The 19,416-nt window shown below is 70.8% G+C and carries 12 protein-coding genes; 4 read left to right on the forward strand and 8 right to left on the reverse strand.

Annotated features, from left to right (window positions below; genetic code table 11):
- Window positions 1-179: 179 nt before the first annotated feature.
- Window positions 180-1,463 (forward strand): HRDC domain-containing protein, encoded by a 1,284-nt coding sequence (locus tag ACFTXQ_RS04720; protein ID WP_382635860.1) that lies wholly within the window; start codon window positions 180-182, stop codon window positions 1,461-1,463.
- Between the two features lie 33 nt (window positions 1,464-1,496).
- Here ACFTXQ_RS04720 and ACFTXQ_RS04725 read toward each other — a convergent pair whose 3' ends face one another.
- A complete protein-coding gene (locus tag ACFTXQ_RS04725) occupies window positions 1,497-2,690 on the reverse strand; it encodes an alpha/beta hydrolase (protein WP_382635861.1) in 1,194 nt (397 codons plus the stop codon).
- Between the two features lie 331 nt (window positions 2,691-3,021).
- Here ACFTXQ_RS04725 and ACFTXQ_RS04730 point away from each other — a divergent pair, with 331 nt between their 5' ends.
- Together ACFTXQ_RS04730 and ACFTXQ_RS04735 are read left to right on the forward strand one after the other, a co-directional pair.
- Window positions 3,022-4,248, forward strand: a complete 1,227-nt coding sequence (locus ACFTXQ_RS04730; protein WP_382635862.1) for a thiolase family protein — start codon at window positions 3,022-3,024, stop codon at window positions 4,246-4,248.
- Window positions 4,245-6,374, forward strand: coding sequence for a 3-hydroxyacyl-CoA dehydrogenase NAD-binding domain-containing protein (locus tag ACFTXQ_RS04735; RefSeq protein WP_382635864.1), 2,130 nt, complete (start codon window positions 4,245-4,247; stop codon window positions 6,372-6,374). Before ACFTXQ_RS04730 ends, ACFTXQ_RS04735 begins: the two co-directional genes overlap by 4 nt.
- 103 nt (window positions 6,375-6,477) lie before the next feature.
- On the opposite strand, the gene ACFTXQ_RS04740 is transcribed toward ACFTXQ_RS04735, so the two are convergent.
- The 6 genes from ACFTXQ_RS04740 to ACFTXQ_RS04765 all read right to left on the reverse strand — a co-directional run bounded on the left by ACFTXQ_RS04740 (window position 6,478) and on the right by ACFTXQ_RS04765 (window position 16,624).
- Entirely contained in the window at window positions 6,478-7,737 is a 1,260-nt protein-coding gene (locus ACFTXQ_RS04740; protein WP_382635866.1) for a phosphodiester glycosidase family protein, read from the reverse strand.
- Window positions 7,730-8,446, reverse strand: coding sequence for an Ig-like domain-containing protein (locus ACFTXQ_RS04745; RefSeq protein WP_382635868.1), 717 nt, complete (start codon window positions 8,444-8,446; stop codon window positions 7,730-7,732). The genes ACFTXQ_RS04740 and ACFTXQ_RS04745 overlap by 8 nt, the downstream gene beginning before the upstream one ends.
- The gene (locus ACFTXQ_RS04750; RefSeq protein WP_382635870.1) at window positions 8,443-9,159 is read right to left on the reverse strand and encodes a rhamnogalacturonan acetylesterase; all 717 of its coding nucleotides are present in this window, start codon (window positions 9,157-9,159) and stop codon (window positions 8,443-8,445) included. The genes ACFTXQ_RS04745 and ACFTXQ_RS04750 overlap by 4 nt, the downstream gene beginning before the upstream one ends.
- Window positions 9,160-9,243: 84 nt before the next feature.
- A complete protein-coding gene (locus ACFTXQ_RS04755; protein WP_382635872.1) occupies window positions 9,244-13,683 on the reverse strand; it encodes a glycosyltransferase in 4,440 nt (1,479 codons plus the stop codon).
- Entirely contained in the window at window positions 13,680-14,864 is a 1,185-nt protein-coding gene (locus tag ACFTXQ_RS04760) for a CDP-alcohol phosphatidyltransferase family protein (protein ID WP_382635874.1), read from the reverse strand. Before ACFTXQ_RS04760 ends, ACFTXQ_RS04755 begins: the two co-directional genes overlap by 4 nt.
- Before the next feature lie 161 nt (window positions 14,865-15,025).
- A complete protein-coding gene (locus tag ACFTXQ_RS04765; protein WP_382635876.1) occupies window positions 15,026-16,624 on the reverse strand; it encodes a hypothetical protein in 1,599 nt (532 codons plus the stop codon).
- A gap of 177 nt (window positions 16,625-16,801) precedes the next feature.
- Here ACFTXQ_RS04765 and ACFTXQ_RS04770 point away from each other — a divergent pair, with 177 nt between their 5' ends.
- On the forward strand, window positions 16,802-17,872 hold the full coding sequence (locus ACFTXQ_RS04770; RefSeq protein WP_382635878.1) for an LCP family protein: 1,071 nt from the start codon (window positions 16,802-16,804) through the stop codon (window positions 17,870-17,872).
- A 13-nt stretch (window positions 17,873-17,885) separates the two neighbouring features.
- On the opposite strand, the gene ACFTXQ_RS04775 is transcribed toward ACFTXQ_RS04770, so the two are convergent.
- Window positions 17,886-19,382 carry an amino acid permease gene (locus ACFTXQ_RS04775; protein WP_382635879.1) on the reverse strand — a complete coding sequence of 499 codons (1,497 nt, stop codon included), beginning with the start codon at window positions 19,380-19,382 and terminating at the stop codon, window positions 17,886-17,888.
- Window positions 19,383-19,416: the final 34 nt, after the last annotated feature.

Consider the following 19,416-nt stretch of genomic DNA (forward strand, 5'->3'; position numbering starts at 1 on the left):
GCCGCGCGCCGCCGCGCCGCCCCCGGCCCGAGCCCCGCGCGCGCCACGCACAGCCCCAGCCCCCGCCCCCAGCCCACCCGCCCCGCCACCCCCCCCGCCACCCCCCCCCCACCCCCACCCCGCCGGGCCCCGCCCGGCGCCGGCGCCGCGCGCCTCGCATCCACGGATACCCTTGACCGGTGACCGACGCCCAAGAGACCGCAGCAGACCTGCGCACCACCACCGGGGGCGGCCCCCCGGACGACGTCGTCAGTTCGTCCGATGGGCCGCCGATTCCGTTGCTGGAGCCCCGTGAGGGCATCCCTCCGGTGGTCGCCGACGCGGACGCGCTCGCCCGGGTGGTCGCGGCCTTCGCCGCGGGCACCGGGCCCGTAGCCGTCGACGCCGAACGCGCCTCCGGATACCGCTACGGCCAGCGCGCCTACCTGGTGCAGCTGCGCCGCGAGGGCGCGGGCTCCGCGCTGATCGACCCGGTGGGCTGTCCCGACCTGTCCGCACTGGGCGAGGCCCTGTCCGGCACCGAGTGGATCCTGCACGCCGCCACCCAGGACCTGCCCTGCCTGCGCGAAATAGGCATGGTGCCCACCTCCCTGTTCGACACCGAGCTGGCCGGCCGGCTCGCCGGCTTCCCGCGGGTCGGACTGGGCGCGATGGTGGAGAGCGTGCTCGGCTACGCGCTGGAGAAGGGCCACTCCGCCGTCGACTGGTCCACCCGCCCGCTTCCGGAGCCGTGGCTGCGCTACGCCGCGCTGGACGTGGAACTGCTGGTGGACCTGCGGGACGCCCTGGAGAAGGAGCTGGACCGGCAGGGCAAGCTGGAATGGGCCCACCAGGAGTTCGACGCCATCGCCTCCGCCCCGCCCGCGCCGCCGCGCAAGGACCCGTGGCGCCGGACCTCGGGCATGCACAAGGTGCGCCGCCGCCGGCAGATGGCGGTCGTACGGGAGCTGTGGGAGTCGCGGGACCGGATCGCCCAGCGGCGTGACGTCTCGCCCGGCAAGGTGCTGGGCGACGCGGCGATCGTCGAGGCCGCCCTGGCCCTCCCGGCGAACGTGCACACCCTGTCCGCCCTGCCCGGCTACGGGCAGCGGATGGGCCGGCGCCAGCTGGACCAGTGGATGGCCGCCGTGGACCGGGCCCGGGCCCTGCCCGAGAGCGAGCTGCCGCAGCCCGGGGCGACCCCGGCCGGTCCGCCGCCGCCGCGCTCCTGGGCCGACAAGGACCCGGCCGCCGCGGCCCGGCTGGCGGCGGCCCGCGCCGCGGTCTCGGCCCTGGCGGAGGGGCTGAACCTGCCCCAGGAGAACCTGATCGCCCCGGACACGGTGCGCCGGCTGTGCTGGGAGCCGCCGCAGCGGCTGGAGCCCGACACGGTGGCGCAGGCCCTGGCGGGCTACGGCGCCCGCCCGTGGCAGGTCGAACAGGTCACCCCGGCCCTGGTGACGGCGCTCGCGGTGACCGCCTGACCGGCAGGCCTGCCGGGAACGGGCACGGGGTCCTCACTCAAGCGGAGTGAGGATCCCGTCCTCGTCCCGGTGGAAGCTCCCGCCGTTCTCGCCGTACACCTTGTTGTTCTTGAGCCATTGCTCGGACATGGCGTGGAGGTGAGTGGCCGCCCGCTCCCAGACGATCTGGTGACCCGCGCAGGCGAGCCGGAACATCAGCTTCTTCTTCCCTGGGATCAGCCGGTAGAGCTCGGGCACCGAGAAGTACAGCAGCCCCAGGTCCGGCGCCGTGTTCACGATGGAGTCGTGCTCCCCGTACACGAGGCACACGGGCACCTTCTTGCCGAGGATGTCGTGCAGCCGCACGGTCGTGGAGTTCCACCCCCACCAGAACGAGTTCCGCACCCGGCTGAACCCCGTCGGTGCTCCGTACGTCGGACCGCCCCACGTGGCACCGAGCGCGTCGACGTCCTGGATCGCCTTCCACACCTCGTCGAGAATGCCGTTCTCGCGCTGGTCCGGACATTTCAGGTCCCTGGCCCACGACGCTGTGAGCCCGTTCTTCGAGAGGACGGACATCGGGTAGCCGAAGGCCGCCGCCGGGGTACCCACCGGAAGGTCCTCCGGCGCGCCGAAGTCGGTACCCTCCTTGCTCTCCCTTCCGTTGGGCGGGAAGAGCGGCGCTGCCAGGAACAGGCTGTTGACCTTGTCGGAGTGCTGGATCGCGTACGGCCCGAGCTGCTGCGCGGCCGCGGACCAGCCGATCAGGTCGATCTTGGCCATGGGCTGGCCGATCTCCTTGCGGATGAACTCGACGACCGTGTCGACCTCCTGCCAGTCGCTCTGGGAGTTGTTCAGCTGGAAGCGGTACTTCGCGGGGGCGTCCGGGGCCGGCAGGTCGGCCTTGGGGATCGGGTTGGGGGAGAGCAGCGGGCGCTGCACGGGGCTGACGTTGAACGGGTCGTCCATCACCTTGGGATGGGTCGACAGCCCGGACCCCTGGAGCTCCATCACGAAGACGTCGTAGCCCGCCTTGGCCAGCTGCTCGGCCCAGCTGTAGTCCTTGTTCGGGGGGTCGAAGCCCGCCAGGGCCGGGACGCTCCGGCCGTGCAGCATCAGGACGGGCTTGCGCGGGCCGGTCGTGGGCCTGCGCTCCCGTACGAAGAGCTTGACCATCTTCCCTTCGTTGGCCGGGATGCTCGACTTGTGGTCGACGTAATGGTCATTGGACTGTGTCTGGACCGCCATCGATGGCTCCGTCTTTCGTCGGTGGGTCCCGGGCGGGCGCCCGGGCCGACCCAGCCTTCGCCCGGGCCGGGGCCCGATGCCACCGACGCGACCGCGCGGGCCCGGCCGGCGACCCGTACGAGTGTCCCCGGCATGCCGATCGGCCGGGCGCGCGGTGGGGGCGCGAGGGGGCTCACATGGTGCGGGCCAGTGTGACCTTCGCCGCTGTTCGGGGAGGGGGTGTGCACGCCGGTTACCGGCAAGTAGCATGGCCGGGTGAGCGGGCGCTCAGCCATACCGGCCGGGCCGCCCCCGCGCAGCAGCGCCATCCCGTACCTGGAGGAGAGCCAACGTGCCTCGTACCGTCAGGGACGTCGTCTTCGTCGACGGCGTCCGCACCCCGTTCGGCAAGGCGGGCCCGAAGGGCATCTACCACGAGACCCGCGCCGACGACCTCGTCGTGAAGGCGATCCGGGAGCTGCTGCGCCGCAACCCGGACCTGGACCCCAAGAAGATCGACGAGGTCGCCATCGCCGCGACCACGCAGATCGGCGACCAGGGCCTGACGCTGGGCCGCACGGCCGGCATCCTCGCGGGCCTCCCGCAGTCCGTCCCGGGCTACTCCATCGACCGCATGTGCGCCGGCGCGCTGACCGCCGTGACCGCCGTCGCGGGCGGTGTGGCCTTCGGTGCGTACGACGTCGCCCTCGCCGGCGGTGTCGAGCACATGGGCCGCCACCCCATGGGCGAGGGCGTCGACCCGAACCCGCGCTTCGTCTCCGAGAAGCTGGTCGACGAGTCCGCCCTGTTCATGGGCATGACCGCCGAGAACCTGCACGACCGGTACCCGACGATCACCAAGCTCCGCGCCGACGAGTACGCCGTGCGCTCGCAGGAGAAGGCCGCCAAGGCGTACGCCGACGGCAAGATCCAGCAGGACCTGGTCCCGATCTCGGTGCGCAACACCAACGAGGCCGCGGGCGAGACGGGCTGGGGCTTGGTCACCACCGACGAGCCGATGCGCCCGGGCACCACGCTGGAGAACCTGGCGAACCTGAAGACCCCGTTCCGTACGCACGGCCGGGTCACCGCGGGCAACGCCGCCGGTCTCAACGACGGTGCCACCGCCGCGATCATCGCGTCCGAGGACTTCGCCCGCGAGAACAACCTCCCGGTCAAGATGCGCCTGGTCTCGTACTCCTTCGCGGGTGTCGAGCCCGAGGTCATGGGCTACGGCCCGATCCCGGCCACCGAGAAGGCCCTCGCCCAGGCCGGCCTGTCCATTGAGGACATAGGCCTGTTCGAGATCAACGAGGCCTTCGCGGTCCAGGTCCTGGCCTTCCTGGAGCACTACGGCATCGCCGATGACGACGCCCGCGTGAACCAGTACGGCGGCGCCATCGCCTTCGGCCACCCGCTCGCCTCCTCGGGCGTGCGTCTGATGACGCAGCTGGCCCGCCAGTTCGAGGAGCAGCCGCACGTCCGTTACGGCCTGACGACCATGTGCGTCGGCTTCGGCATGGGCGCCACGGTCATCTGGGAGAACCCGAACTTCAACGCCGAGGGAGACTCCAAGTGAGCACCACCGCTGAGCTCCTGAAGGGCGCGGCCGAGCTGTTCCCGGACGAGGTCGTCACGTCCGCGCACGTCCGCCACCTGGACCTGCCGTTCGGCGCCGGGCGCTTCGCGCTCATCACGCTGGACAACGGCTTCGACCACACCAAGCCGACCACCTTCGGCCCGCAGTCGCTGGCCAACCTGAACGCGGCGATCGACCAGGTCGAGCAGGAGGCCCTCGCGGGCTCCATCGTCGGCGCGGGCATCACCGGCAAGCCGTTCATCTTCGCGGTCGGTGCCGACCTCAAGGGTGTCGAGCTGCTGAAGCAGCACGACGAGGCGCTCGCCATCGGCAAGGGCGGCCACGACGTCTTCAAGCGCCTGTCCGCGCTGGCGGTCCCCACCTTCGCGTACTACAACGGTGCGGCGATGGGCGGCGGTGTCGAGGTCGGTCTGCACTGCACCTACCGCACCGTCTCGAAGGCCATCCCGGCCTTCTCGCTGCCCGAGGTCTTCCTCGGCCTGGTTCCGGGCTGGGGCGGCTGCGCCATCCTGCCGAACCTGATCGGCGCCGAGCGCGCGGTCTCGGTGATCATCGAGAACTCGCTCAACCAGAACAAGCAGCTGCGCGGCAAGCAGGTCTTCGACCTCGGCATCGCCGACGCGATCTTCGAGGGCGCGGACTTCCTGGAGCAGTCGCTCCTGTGGACCGCGAACGTGCTGAACGGCACCACCGAGGTCGTCCGCGCCGAGATCGACCGCGGCGAGGCCTGGGACGCGGCCGTCGCCAAGGGCCGTTTCATCGCGGACTCCAAGGTGCACGGCGCCGCTCCGGCCGCCTACCGCGCGCTGGACATCATCGCCGCGGCCAAGTCGGGCGACCTCCAGGCCGGCTTCGACGCCGAGGACACGGCCCTGGCCGACCTCATCATGGGCGGCGAACTGCGCTCGGGCATCTACGCCTTCAACCTGGTCCAGAAGCGCGCCAAGCGCCCGGCCGGCGCCCCGGACAAGTCCCTGGCCCGTCCGGTCACCAAGGTCGGCGTCGTCGGCGCGGGCCTGATGGCCTCGCAGCTGGCGCTGCTCTTCCTGCGCCGCCTGGAGGTGCCGGTGGTCCTCACCGACATCGACCAGGAGCGCGTGGACAAGGGTGTGGGCTACGTCCACGCCGAGATCCAGAAGCTGCTCGGCAAGGGCCGCATCAACCAGGACAAGGCCAACCGCCTGACCGCCCTGGTGACCGGCGTCCTGGACAAGGCCGAGGGCTTCGCGGACGCGGACTTCATCATCGAGGCCGTGTTCGAGGAGATGTCCGTCAAGCAGAAGGTGTTCGCGGAGGTCGAGGCGGTCGCCCCGGCGCACGCGATCCTCGCCACCAACACCTCCTCGCTGTCGGTGTCGGAGATGGCCTCCAAGCTCCAGCACCCGGAGCGCGTGGTCGGCTTCCACTTCTTCAACCCGGTCGCGATCCTCCCGCTGCTGGAGATCGTCCGCGGTGAGCAGACCGACGACGCCTCGCTGGCCACGGCCTTCGGTGTCGCCAAGAAGCTGAAGAAGACCGCGGTCCTGACGAAGGACGCCCCGGCGTTCGTCGTGAACCGCATCCTGACCCGCTTCATGGGCGAGATCCAGAACGTCATCGACGAGGGCACCCCGGTCGTCACCGCCGAGAAGGCCATCGAGCCGCTCGGCCTGCCGATGTCCCCGCTGGTGCTGCTGGAGCTCGTCGGCCCGGCGATCGGTCTGCACGTCTCCGAGACCCTGAACCGCGCCTTCCCGGAGCGGTTCACCGTCTCCCCGAACCTGGCTGCGGTCGTCAAGGCCGGCAAGCGCGGCTTCTACGTCTACGATTCCGGCAAGCCGGAACTGGACCCCGAGGTCGCCGCCCTCCTGGTGCAGGGCGACGTCGTCCTGACCGAGGAGCAGGTCCGCGACCGCGTCCTGGACGCGGTGGCGCAGGAGATCGGCCTGATGCTGGAGGAGGGTGTCGTGGCCGAGGCCCAGGACATCGACCTCTGCCTCATCACGGGCGCCGGCTGGCCCTTCCACCTGGGCGGCGTGACGCCGTACCTGGACCGCGAGGGCGTCTCGGAGCGGGTGAACGGCAAGAAGTTCCTCGCCCCCGGTCTGGCGAGCGTCCCGGTCTGATCCGGTCCCGTCCGGTCTGATCCGGACCGCGCACGACGAAGCCGATGCCGCACCGCCCTCCAGGGGTGGTGCGGCATCGGCCGTTTCGCGCGGCCGGTCGTGCTCAGCGCGCGAAGAGGGCCAGCGCGTTGGCCACCGGCCGTTCGGTGGACTTGCCGTCGGCCTCCCGCGGGTGGTTGCGCAGCCGCCCGCCCACGACCATGCTCGTGGACCCGCCGCCGTCGAGGCCTATGCCGTCCTTGGCGCCGAGCGAGGCCAGCAGCTCGGCGGCCTCGGCGAGCGTGGCTCCGGCGTCCACCCCGGCCTTCCGGCCGTCGATCGTCACCAGCAGCAGCGCGCCGTCGGCGGTGACACCGACCACCGTGCGCGGGGCCCGCTTGGTGGAGGCGGCCGCGTCGCCGAGCGCGGACGCCCCGTCCTTGAGCAGGCGGTAGCGGCCGCCGACCGCCGTGTCGACGCGGCCGGCCACCGGCAGCCCCGTCATGTCGTTCATCAGGATGGAGCGCGTGATCTTGCCGCCCGTGCGGGCGTGGGAGCGCAGCCAGTCGACGCCGGTCCCCGTCGCGTAGAGCGTGCTGCCGCCCTCGGGGACGGGTCCGCCGGCGGGCTGGCGGACGTCCACCACCCGGCCGCTGCGGTCGAGCAGCGCCTCCATGCTGTCCGGGGAGCCGGCGGGAGTGCTGTCGCCCCACTCCTCGGTGAACGCCACGAGTTCGGCGTCGTCCGTGCACAGCCCGCCGTACGGCTCCTCCATCGGCACCTCGGTGACGGCCAGGCGGTCGCCGCCCACGCCGCCGCAGCCCAGGACGCGGCCCGGGACCCGGTTGATGCCGTCCAGTTCCCGGCGTGCCCCGTCGTCCGAGATCACCTGGCCTTCGGTGGTGACCTCGTCGATACGGGCGTTGATGCGGCCGTCCTTGTCACCGATCAGCAGCGCGGTGCGGCCGTTGGTCGCCTCGCTGAGCATCTTGCCGCGTTCGGTGTACAGGCCCAGCGGGTCGCCGTCGTAGCCGCCGTAGTTCTTGCCGGTGCTGATGTCGAAGTAGGAGGCGTTGACGGCGGCCAGCGCCCCGGAGGCCCCGGCCATGTCCCGTACCGTCTCGGCGTGGGCGAGGGCGCTCCCGTGCACGGAGCCCACCTTGACGCGGGCGTCGGGGCGGACGGTCAGGACCTGCACGTGCGAGTTCGCGCGCCCGTCGAGCTTCCGGACGAGCTCCTCGTAGGAGACGCCCTCGGGCAGCACGGTGTCGGGGACCGCGGGCCGGGAGGAGGCCCCGCCGTCCGGGAGTCCCGTCCCGCCCGAGCATCCCGCCAGGACCAGGACCGTCGCAAGGGCCGCCGCGAGGCGGTGGGGCCTAGCCATGGACGGCACCCATGGCCCCCGGCGACAGCGCCAGGTCGCCGATGTGGACGACCACGTCCGACCGGACGCAGTGGCCGTCCGCGTCCTCGTAGGTGCAGGTGAAGAAGTCGTAGCCGTGGTACGAGGCGGGGGCCTGGTAGGTGACCGTGCCGTCGGGCGCGCAGTGCAGCGTGCCCCGCCGGGGGATGCCGACGCCGGAACGGCGCAGCCCGGGCTCGGCGTCCGCGGGCAGGATGACCCGGGCGCCGGGGTGCAGGTTCAGGGCGCGGCCGGGGATGCTGTGGCGGCGGACCCAGAAGCCCTGGTCCTCGATGCCCGAGCAGGGGATCAGCTTGTCGCCCTGGAACGGCATCAGGCCGACGACCACGCGCGGGAGCATCACGGCGCCGTCCGGGGCGTCCGCCGTGACCTTGACGGTGCAGGTGGCGGTGAACGGCTCGGTCCCGGTGGCGAACGCCGCGTACCGGCCGTTCTTCAGCAGCCGGAAGCCCTGGAGGTCGCCCAGGACCACCGCGTCGCCCAGCATGTCGTCGAGGATGTACCCGTACGTGCGGTGCGCGCCACCGCTGGGGGTGAGGGTCATGGCCAGGGTGAACTCCTGGCCGGGGACCAGGGGCCGGCCGGGGTCGGCCGAGGACACCAGGTCGAGCACGCCGCCGTAGGGGCCGTTGACGATCCAGGCGCGGACCACGGGGAACCAGTCGCTCACTTCGCCGCTCCCGCCATCGACCTGCCGACCCGCTCCTTGGTGACCCGCTCGGACACCGCGTCGTCGAGGAACTCCACCGCCTGGTTCGCGTCGAACTGGTTCTCCAGGTTGCGGAAGTACTGGCCGGGCAGCAGCCCGCGCGACCGCATCTCGCCGGCGACGGACCGGGCGACCTCCACGGCGCCGTACGGCCGCAGGTGCGAGTTGTCGCCCACCCCGTCGGGGTAGTTGGGGTGCTCGCCCGGTTCGAGGTAGAGGAAGACCTGCCGGCAGTCCTGCGGGCCGAGCTGCCGCCACCAGGCGACGCTCCACTCGTTGAGGTCGATCAGCGGCACGGACATCTGCCCGGCCAGCTCCCGCATGGCGGCCGGGTAGAGGCCCAGCGGGCGGCGGAAGTTGCCGAACTTGTCGAAGACCGAGCGTTCGTGGCTGGTGACGAGCACGGGGTGGGCGCCGCGCAGCCGGGTCTCGTCGACGTACCGCCGCAGGTTCCCCTGGTAGTCGCGGAAGGGCTCGGTGTGCAGGCCGGCGCCCGGCTTCGCGTCGTTGGGACCGAAGGAGATCAGGTGCAGGTCGCCGGGGCGCAGGTGGTCCAGGACCCAGGCGAGCCTGCCGCGTTCCATGAAGCTCTTGCTGCTGGCGCCCGCGCGGGCGCAGTTGATCAGGTCGGCGCCCTGCAGGAAGAGCGGCATCGCCTGTCCCCAGCCGGTCATGGGGGCCATGCTGCGCGGGCGGTCGCATAGGCTCGATCCGCCGGACAGGAAGACTGCCGTCATGGTGCGTCCTTCATGTGGTTCTCAGAACTCCCCGAAGCCCCGTGCCCCGAGGTGCAGTTGTGCCCGCTGGTCGCCGACGACGTTGGCGTCCATGGTGTCGATGACATCGAAGGCGCGTTCGCAGTTGGAGGTGTCGCGCAGGACGAAGAACGCCTCGGCACGGCGCGTGTACTCGGGTTCGACCCGGAAGCCTCGCTCCATCGTCGCGATGATCTCGTCGACGGCGTGGTCGACGGTGCGGCAGGCGGGCCCGAAGCCGTCCCGGGCCAGGTCGAAGTAGCCCCGCTTGTAGTGCTTGCTGTAGAAGGACTCGTCGTCGAAGTTCGTGTAGACGATCGGCTTGCCCATGTAGGCCACGTCGAAGAACACCGAGGAGTAGTCGGTCACCAGCATCGAGCACTCGCGCATGGCGAGCTGTACGTCGCGGCCCGTCGTGGAAACCGTGATCGACGGGTGGTCGATCTTGAAGTGGCTGAGGTAGGGGCGGATCTCGTAGTGCGGCATGAACTCCAGCTCGACGCCGTGGAACTGCAGCGCGCCCAGCAGCCGCTCGTTGCGCAGCAGCGCGGAGAAGAACCGGTAGTACTCGGAGGCGGGGAACGGGATCTCCGGCTTGGCCGCCCTGTTGTACGAGGGGGCGACGATGTCGCGGCGCCAGGTCGGCATGACCAGGATCCGCCGCGGGCCGTGGACCGGCTCCAGGGCGTCGAAGCGGGGCAGGCCGGTCGCCGCGACGCGCTCGTAGCCGTAGCCGCAGTGCTCGGCGTAGTAGGACCGCTCGCTGCGTCCCGTGGTGAGGACCATGTCGACGTTGGTGGCCTGGCCGTGGATCGAGGCGACGACGTCGTTGTAGACGACGCCGTGCTGGAGGAACACCCGCTTGTAGCGCAGCAGGTCGCCGTAGCCGCGCAGGAAGGCCCTCTTGAGCAGACCGGGGAAGCCGAGGTAGGCCTCCAGGTCGTAGGCGTTGATCAGCCGCTCCGCGTGGAGCAGGTAGGCCCGGTGCTTCCACGACAGGCGGTCGATGACCTGCCCGTAGCGGGCGACCTTGTCCCAGTCCGGGGAGTCGCCGTTGATGGAGTAGTAGACCTTGGTCTTGGGCCGGTTCTGCCGGATCCACTTGAACAGGTGGTAGCTGTTGTCCTGCGCGGTGTCCTCGCGCTCACCGATGATCCAGATGCCCCGGTTGTGCAGGCGGGGGTAGGTGAGCCAGTACATCAGGCGGGTGCGCCAGCCGGGGCGGCCGGGCAGTGAGTTGCGCAGCTCCCAGCGGAAGCGCCGCAGCTTGTCCTTGCGGCGGGCCGTGAAGCCGCGCACCCAGCGGATGGAGACCTGCTCCTCGTCGTCGATCGACAGGACGAGGCGCTGCCGGCCCTCGGTGTGCACGCCCTTGAAGCGGTGCAGCATCTGCCGGGCCGCCAGCGGGAGGTCGTGGTGGCGTTCCTGGTCGTGCACCCGCATGACCAGGGTCAGCTCGGCGTTGCGCAGCGGGTCGAGCGCGGAGGGGCGGGCGGTGGCGCGCCAGCCGGAGAACCAGTCCTGGTTCTTGCGGGTGCGCCAGCGGTCGCGGCGGTAGACCTGCTCGACGGGGAGCGCGACCTCACGCTCCCCGTCGGAGAGGACCAGCTGGATCCGGTTCGTGAACCGGGCGTTGATGTCCACTCCGGAGAAGACGAGGAGTCCCTCGAAGCGGAGCTCGTCTTCGGCCCAGTCGAAGGTCTCCAGGACGGCGCTGGCCCGCGGGACGCGCAGCAGCGCGGTCTGCACCGGGTCGCTCGCGAGCCTGCGGTAGATGCCTTCCTCGTCCAGGAACAGGGTGGGCAGGTACTCCGGTGTGCTCAGCGGGTCCGCGAAGAGGTCGAGGTTGCCCGTGACGATCGCGTGGTGCTGGATCTTGGACTGCGGGTGGGACGCGTACTGGAGGATCAGCTCGTCGGCGACCTGGCCGTAGACCTGTCCCAGCATGGGCAGGATCGCGGCGAGCTCCGGCCTGCTCATGATGCGGTGCATGTTGCGCACGTAGGGCTGGAGCGTACGGACGACGAAGCGCTGGGCGAGCAGGACGATCCGGGGCGGGGCGCCCTTGACCGAGGCCAGTACGTACGAGGCCAGGCGGACCCGCTCCACCGCCTTGGCGGGGTCGTTCCAGGGGCGGTCGAAGAGCGAGTTCTGGTTCTGCTCGTCGCGCGCGTAGAAGCGGGCTCCGGGTGCGATGGCCACCGCCCGCGCGTACAGCACGGCCGGGACGGTGAACCAGTCGTCCTCGGGACCGGGACCGGGGCCGCAGCGGAAGCCGTGCTCCCGGATGAAGGAGGTCTTGAAGAGCTTGGCACCGAGCTGCGTGGAGAAGACGAGGTACGGCGCGTCCGCCAGCCTGCGGACGGGGTCCTTGGCGGTGAAGTACCGCTGCCACGGCTCGTCCCCGCTCCGCCAGGGGCCGGGGAAGTTGTCCGCCTGTCCGACGACGACGTCGGCGCCCTTGACCCGGCGGGCCGCCGTCAGCAGCCGGCCGACGGCGTCCTCGCCGAGGATGTCGCGGGCGCGCGCGAACATCACGTACGGGGCTGCGACGTACCGCAGCCCGTGGTCGAAGGCGGTGCGCAGGCCGAGGCTGTGCTGGGTGACGACGCCGGCGTTGGGGTAGTAGGCGGCGAAGGCCGACAGCTGCTGCGCGGTGCTGTCGCTGGAACCGTCGTCGACGAAGAGCACCTGGGTGCGGGCGAAGCTGTCCTGTGCGACCAGTGAGGAGAGGAACTCGCGCAGGTGGTACTCGTCGTTGTGGCAGTGGACCACGAGCGCGGCGGCGTACTGGTCGGGCGGGGCGGCGGGGCCGGCCGGGGCGGTGTCCTGCCACCACAGCCAGGGGGTGCCCCGGTCCGAGGTCCCCAGCTGGATTTCGCCGGTCTCCGGGCGCAGACCGAGGTTGCCGCTGACGGTCTCGTAGAGCTCGAAGACGCCGGCCGCGCAGGAGTGCCGCATGCGGGAGACGTCGAGGCCGCTGATGTTCAGGGCGGTGGAGGCGCGTTCGCCGCCGTGTCTGAGCTGGACGAAGAAGTTCCAGTGACCCGCGCGGTCGGCCTTGTCCAGGGTGGTCTTGAGGTCGACGGTGGTGTGGTAGCGGATCCAGTCCGCGTCGATCTCCACGCCGGAGACGGGGAAGCGGTGGTCCGTCTTGGTGCTGCGGCGGCGCAGCACCGCGATGAGTTCGACCTTGTCCTCGGCGTCGAACCGGCCGAACTGGTTGCGTATCGCTCCCGCGATGTGCAGCTCGCCGTCGACCACCTCGATCGAGACGGCCTGGTTGTACATGCGGGCGTCGGCCAGCTTGTGGCCGGTCAGCTCCAGCTCGGTGACCTCGAGGAACTTCTCGGCGTCGGGGTGGCCGAGCAGCGATCCCGACCAGAACACCCGGCCGTCGCGCTCCACGATGTCGGAGCTGATGACGCTGCGGCGCTTCATGTAGTCGGAGGCCGACACGGCGATGTCGACGCGGCCGTGCATCAGGCCGAAGGCGCGGATCCGCTCCATGGGGCCGCACAGCTCGAAGGTGCCGGGGTCGAGGCTGCGCAGGTACGGGGCGACGGCGGCGACGAACGCGTCGTGGTAGGCGTGGTCGCCGGTGCGCAGCTCCGGGGTGTAGAGCCGCAGGTCGTGCGAGAGGAACTTGGCGCCCTTGCGGGCGAGCAGGTCCGGGCGGCCGACGCTGTACAGGAAGCTGTCGGTGTACTGGTGCACCAGGACGCGGTCGCGGATGCTGCGCAGCTCGTGGCGGCGGTTGGTGATCGAGGGCTGGTCGGACTCCCGCTCCCACATCCACCGGTAGACGGGGGTGGCGAGGATGGTGAGCGAGCGCGCGTGGAAGTTCGCGACGGTGGAGAAGTAGGTGTCCTCGAAGTAGACGCCCTCGGGGAAGCGGATGCCGTAGTTGTCGAGGAAGTCCCGGCGGTACAGCTTTCCGGTGGCTATCGGGTCGTCGATCAGCTCGGGCATGCCGCCGAGGCCGGCGACGGTCTGGTCGGCCGGGTACAGCTGGGGCTGCCAGACGGTGATCTCGTCCGTGGCCTGGTTGATGCGGACCACGCGGCCGGCGGTGACCTCGGAGCCCGTGGTGAGGGCGGAGGAGAGCAGGGTCTCGACGGCCTTGAGCGGCAGCTCGTCGTCCGCGTCGAGGAACATCACGAACTGGCCGGAGGCGGCTTCGATGCCGTTGTTGCGGGGTGCGCCGCAGCCGCCGCTGTTGTGCTGCCGCTCGATGACGCGGACCCGGCCGTCCTGGGCGGCGTACTGGTGGGCCACGGCGAGGGTGCCGTCGGTGGACCTGTCGTCGACGACGAGGACCTCGACGCCCCGGTGGGTCTGGGCCAGTGCCGACTGGAGGGCGCGGGCCAGGGTGGCGCTCGCGTTGAAGGCCGGGATGACGATGGTGGCGCGGTACTGCGATATGTCGACCGGGAAGCTCATCTGGGGTGGCGCTCCGGTCCGGCGTAGTCGGGGCGCGGCAGCGCCTGCGACGGGATCTTGGCCAACTGCATGGTGTCGGTGACGCCGCCGGTGTACTCGTCCGTGTAGGGGCGCGGGTACGGCTGGAAGCCGGGGTCCTCGTACGGTTCGGGGGCGGGGAACCGGCGGTCGGCCTCGGCCACCGCCGGGTAGTCGCCCTCGTCGCGGCGGCGGTGGCGGCCCGCGTGCAGGTGCGGGGCTATGGAGCCGGCGCGCGAGGGGGTGCTGCCGGGGTCGAGGCGTTCCATCGTGCGCGTGAAGTCCCGGGTGGAGAGCCAGAACTTGAACATGATGACGAGCTCGAAGGCGCCCATCAGCACGGCCGACACCGCCGTGGTCCACAGCACGTGGCCGATGACGGGGCCGACGATGAAGATGAACATCTGGAACTCGATGCCGCTGATGAGGTGCGGCCGGATGCGGCTCTGCACCAGGGCGTGGCGGACCCGTGCGTACCAGGGGAAGCGCTCGCGGAACTGCTGGTGCAGGTCGATGACCTCGGCCTGGTCGGTCTGCACGCTCCGGCGCTTGAGCTCGTCGGCCTGGCCCAGGGGGTCCTCGCGCAGCAGGTCCTCGATGAAGACGACCTTGCGCTCCTCCTCTTCGAGGCCCTGCTCCGCCTGCCGGGCGAGGGTGACGGCTTCGATCTTGTTACGCATGGACATGCGCATCTTGTAGATCTGGAGGGCGTCGACGTAGCGGAGCATGTCGAGGAAGATCACGACGAGGGCGGCGAGCAGGAAGATCTCCTGGTCGGCGCGCACGAACTGGCCGCCCATGAGGGCCAGCGCGCAGACGAGCACGCGGATGCGGTCGAAGACGTAGTCGAGCCAGCCGCCGAAGATGGTGCCGTTGCCCTTGAGGCGGGCGAGCTTGCCGTCGATGCAGTCGAGGATGAAGCTGACGTGGTAAAGGCCGGCGCCGATGCACAGGGAGATCCAGTCGCCCTGGAAGAAGAAGTACGCGGAGCCGAGGCCCACGTAGAGCGCGGCCCACGTCACGCGGTTGGGCGTCACGAAGTTCCAGCGGGCCAGGAGACAGACGAGGCGGGTCGCAATCGGGTCGACCAGAAGGACCGTCCACCAGGCATCCCTTTTTTTGCAGGTCAGCTTCTGGACGGCCTTCAGTGACAGCTTGGACATAACCCCTCAGTCGTCAACGGCGGACCGGGCGACGACGCTCGCCGCCATCGTGGCGCCAAACGTTCACCTAAGATTCAGGTAAAGGGCGCACCATGACCATAACAAGCCACTTATGACCTGAGCCAGTACTCAAATCATCAACTACGGCGACCAAATGCTCCTTATTGGACAATCCAAGGAGTGAACTCCAGGCCATTGGATCCCAGTTGCTGGCGCGCCACACGGAGTTTCCCGTCCCTGCCCACTGTGGCGATCACCACACGGCCCCGGCCGTCGAACGCGGCCGCGGGCGGAACCACCGAGGGCTCCCCGGATTCCGCCCACCACACACCCGTGTCCGGCCGCCCGTCCGGGTGCGCGCCGATGGCCGTCACTCCCCCGGCGCCGCCGCGCACGAGCACCGTGCAGCCCCAGCCCTGGATGTCGGCGCCCGACACCCCGCCGACCGGACCGACCCCGTCCGGCCCGCCGAGGCCGATCGGCGCCTGCGCGCCCGGCCACCAGACGCAGACCTCGTTGCTGCCCGCGTAGCGGAAGCGCACCAGGCCGGCCTCGGGGGCGGCGGAGAGGCTTCCCGGGTACGGGCTCACGGGGATCCGGCGGTTCTCCGCCCACTCCGAGGACGCGTCCCGCCGGTACCAGTGGACCGCGGCCTGGGCGTCGCGCGCCCGCGCCACCATGTGCACCCCGCCGTCGGCGGCCGGGAAGGCCGCCACTTCGTCGGCCGTACGCATGCCGCCCAGCGTCTCCCAGCCGCTCAGGCTGCCCTTGGGCGACTGCCGCCGCACGCTGACACTGTGTCCGAAATTGCGGACGAAAAGGTGCAGAACGCCGCCGGCGTCGAAGGTGGCCGCCGGAAATCCGACTTCACGGGCCTTCTGCCAGCTCGCCGCGTTGGGGTTGCCGATCGAGACCCAGGGTCCGACCGGGCGGCCCGTCTGGTACTGGGTGGCGCAGACCACCTCGACGGTGGCTCCGCCCTCCCGGCGCTTGGTGCGGCTCAGCCCGATCAGGTGCGCGTAGCCCTCGGGGCCCCGCAGCACGGTCAGCCCGGGCATCAGCTCCGGGCCTTCGAGCAGCTCGGGCCCCCGCCAGCCGTCGGCCTCCGTCGGTCCCTCGGTCCAGCGGACGACGCCGGCGGCCGTGGGCAGGTAGGCGGACAGCCGGCCGTCCTTGCCGGCCACCAGCCAGCGGGTGGGGAGGGGGTAGCGGGTGCACGCCTCGGGAGGCAGCGCGGGGTCGGCGCCGGCCCTGCGGCAGTCGACGAAGACCGGGGTGCCGGCCTCCAGCTGGTAGCGGCGGGCGGCCCTGAGCGCGCTGCGGGCCACCTGCCCGCGCGCCGCCGGTTCGCTGACGATCGGGAGCTTGCGTTCGCGGTCCATGTCGTCATGGACGGGATCCGGGTCGAGGGTCCGTACGCGCAGCGGCCCGATCTCGTGGAGGGCGTCCAGGATCTGGCCCGTGAGGCCGCCCTCCTCCGCGTCGAGGAAGAACGGTTCTCCGGGGAAGGTGCACCCTCGCCGCCGCGCCTGCGCGACGGCCGCCTCCATCGCGCGGTACTCGGCGTCGCCGCCGGCGTCGAGACAGACGACCTCGATCACGGAGCCGGCCGGTTCGGAGAGGATGAGGGGCACGGCGTCGGCGGGGCCGGCCACGACGATCGCCACGGGGGCCGTCCGGCCGGACTGCGGGCCGCTGCCCGGCAGCGGTTCACGGGACGTCTCGCCGCGTCGCGCACGACGCCTCGTTGCTCGGGCCATGGCTTCCTCTCCTCCTCCCTGGCGCCTCGCCGGACTCCGGGATTTCCGCTTCACGACCGACCAGGAGGACGATAAGCGCTCTCCCATTCGACTCGGAAATCTGCTTATAGTGCAGCGGCATCCGGACGGCCACACCCACTGACGTCCGCCCCAGGGCCCCCCGAGGATTCGAGCAGTATGACCCAAGACACCGCCGCCCGTAGCCGCCGCCGGACCGGAGGCCGCGGGGCACGCCCGCGCAAGCGGCGCGTGCTGAGGATCGTCCTCCTCGTGGTCGCCGTGCTGATCCTGGGCACCGCCGGCGCCGGCTGGTGGGCGTACAGCCACCTCAACGGGAACATCGACAGCGTCGACCTGGACAAGGCGATCGGCGACAACCGCCCGCAGAAGGTCGTCGCCGGAGCGCAGAACGTCCTCGTGCTCGGCTCCGACTCCCGTGCGGGGGCCAACGGCGACCTCGACCACGGCGACGTCAGCGGCGCCCGCTCGGACACCGCGATGCTGGTGCACATACCCGACGGCCGGTCCAAGGCCACCGCGGTGAGCATCCCCCGCGACACCCTGATCACCCGGCCCGAGTGCAAGGGCGAGGACGGCAAGACCGTCCCCTCCGCGAAGCGGGTCATGTTCAACTCCGTCTACTCGCTCGGCGGTCCGGCCTGTGTGGTCAAGACCGTGGAGGGGATGTCCGGCGTCCGCGTGGACCACTTCGTCGAGGTGGACTTCGCCGGCTTCAAGGGACTGGTGGACGCGCTCGGCGGGGTCACCGTCAAGCTGGACAAGCCGATGAGCGGCGCCAAGGGCGGCCTGAAGCTGGACGCCGGCGAGCACCGGCTGAACGGCACCGACTCGCTCAAGTTCGTGCGCACCCGCTACGGCTACGGCGACGGCAGCGACCTCGGCCGCATCGGCCTCCAGCAGCAGTTCATGATGGCGATGCTGTCCGAGATCAAGAAGCAGGACGCCCTCGGCAACCCGGCGCGCCTCTACAAGCTCGCGGACGCCGGCACGAAGTCCCTCACCACCGACTCCGACCTGGCCTCGCTCACCGCGCTGTCCGACTTCGCGCAGAGCATGAAGGGCGTGGACCCGGAGACCATGGAGACGATCATGCTGCCGGTCGCCTACGACAAGGTGGACCCGAACCGCGTGATCGTGGCCGAGCCGCAGGCGACCCAGCTGTGGGAAGCCCTCCGCAACGACCAGAAGATCCCGGCCTCCGCGAAGGACTCCCCCGCCAAGGGCTGATGCCCGCCGCCCGCTAGAACTTCGCGTCGCGTCCCACGCGGCCCAGCCGGCTGTGGCTGCGTCCGTACAGGAAGTAGACGAAGAAGCCGATCACCATCCAGATCGCGAACCGCAGCCAGGTCTCGGCCGGCAGGTTCAGCATCAGCCAGACCGAGGCCGCGATCGACAGGATCGGGACCACGGGCACCCACGGGGTGCGGAAGGACCGGTGCAGGTCGGGGCGGGTCCGGCGCAGGATGATCACGCCGAGCGCCACGACCACGAAGGCGAAGAGCGTGCCGATGTTCACCAGGGTCGCGAGCTCGTTGATGCTGGTGAACCCGGCCACGATCGCGATGATCACGCCGAGCAGGATCGTCGGACGGTACGGGGTGCGGAACTTCGGGTGGGTCCGCGAGAAGAAGCGCGGCAGCAGGCCGTCGCGGCTCATCGCGAAGAACACGCGGGTCTGGCCCAGCAGCAGGATCATGCACACCGTGGTCAGGCCCACCGCCGCGCCGAAGCTGATGATGCCGCCGTACACCGGATGCCCCTGTGACTTGAAGGCGTCCGCCAGCGGGGCGCTCACCGACAGCTCGGTGTAGTGCTGCATGCCGGTGACGACGAGCGAGACCGCCACGTACAGCACGGTGCAGATGAGCAGCGAGCCGAGGATGCCGCGCGGCATGTCCCTCTGCGGCAGCTTGGTCTCCTCCGCGGCCGTGGCCACGACGTCGAAGCCGATGAAGGCGAAGAAGACGACGGAGGCCGCGGTGAAGATGCCCATGACGCCGAAGTTCGTCGGCTGGTAGCCGAAGATCAGCTGGACCAGCGGTGCGTCGAGGCCCGAGCCGCCCTTCTGGGGCACCGCCTCCGGGACGAACGGCTTGTAGTTGCTGCCCTTGATGAAGAACAGGCCGGCGATGATCACGATGAGCACCACCGTGACCTTGATCGCGACGACGAGGGCGGTGATCCGCGCGGACAGCTTCACGCCGACGACCAGGATCGCGGTCAGCACCAGGACGAGGAGGAAGGCCAGCAGGTCGAAGGTGCCGCCCGGCGTGTCCGGCCCCTGGAGGGAGGCGGGCAGATGGATGCCGGCGTTGTCCATGAGGGAGCGGACGTACCCGGACCAGCCGACGGCGACCACCGCGGTGCCGAGGGCGAATTCCAGGACGAGGTCCCAGCCGATGATCCAGGCCGGCAGCTCGCCGATCGAGGCGTAGGAGAAGGTGTACGCCGACCCGGCGACCGGGACGGTCGAGGCGAACTCGGCGTAGCACAGCGCGGCGAGGGCGCACACGATGCCGGCGGCCACGAACGCCAGCGCGGTGGCGGGGCCCGCGGTCTCCTTGGCCACCTTGCCGGTCAGGACGAAGATGCCGGTGCCGATGATCACGCCGACGCCGAAGACGGTCAGGTCCCAGGCGGAGAGCGACTTGCGGAGCTGGTGTTCCGGCTCCTCGGTGTCCCGGATGGACTGTTCGACCGACTTGGTGCGGAAGGGGCTGTTCAGATCCGTACTCACCAACGCACCTCCGAACAAGGTGACGCACGCGAAC

This window comes from Streptomyces sp. NPDC057010, from assembly GCF_042673805.1.
In the GTDB taxonomy this organism is placed as follows: Bacteria; Actinomycetota; Actinomycetes; order Streptomycetales; family Streptomycetaceae; genus Streptomyces.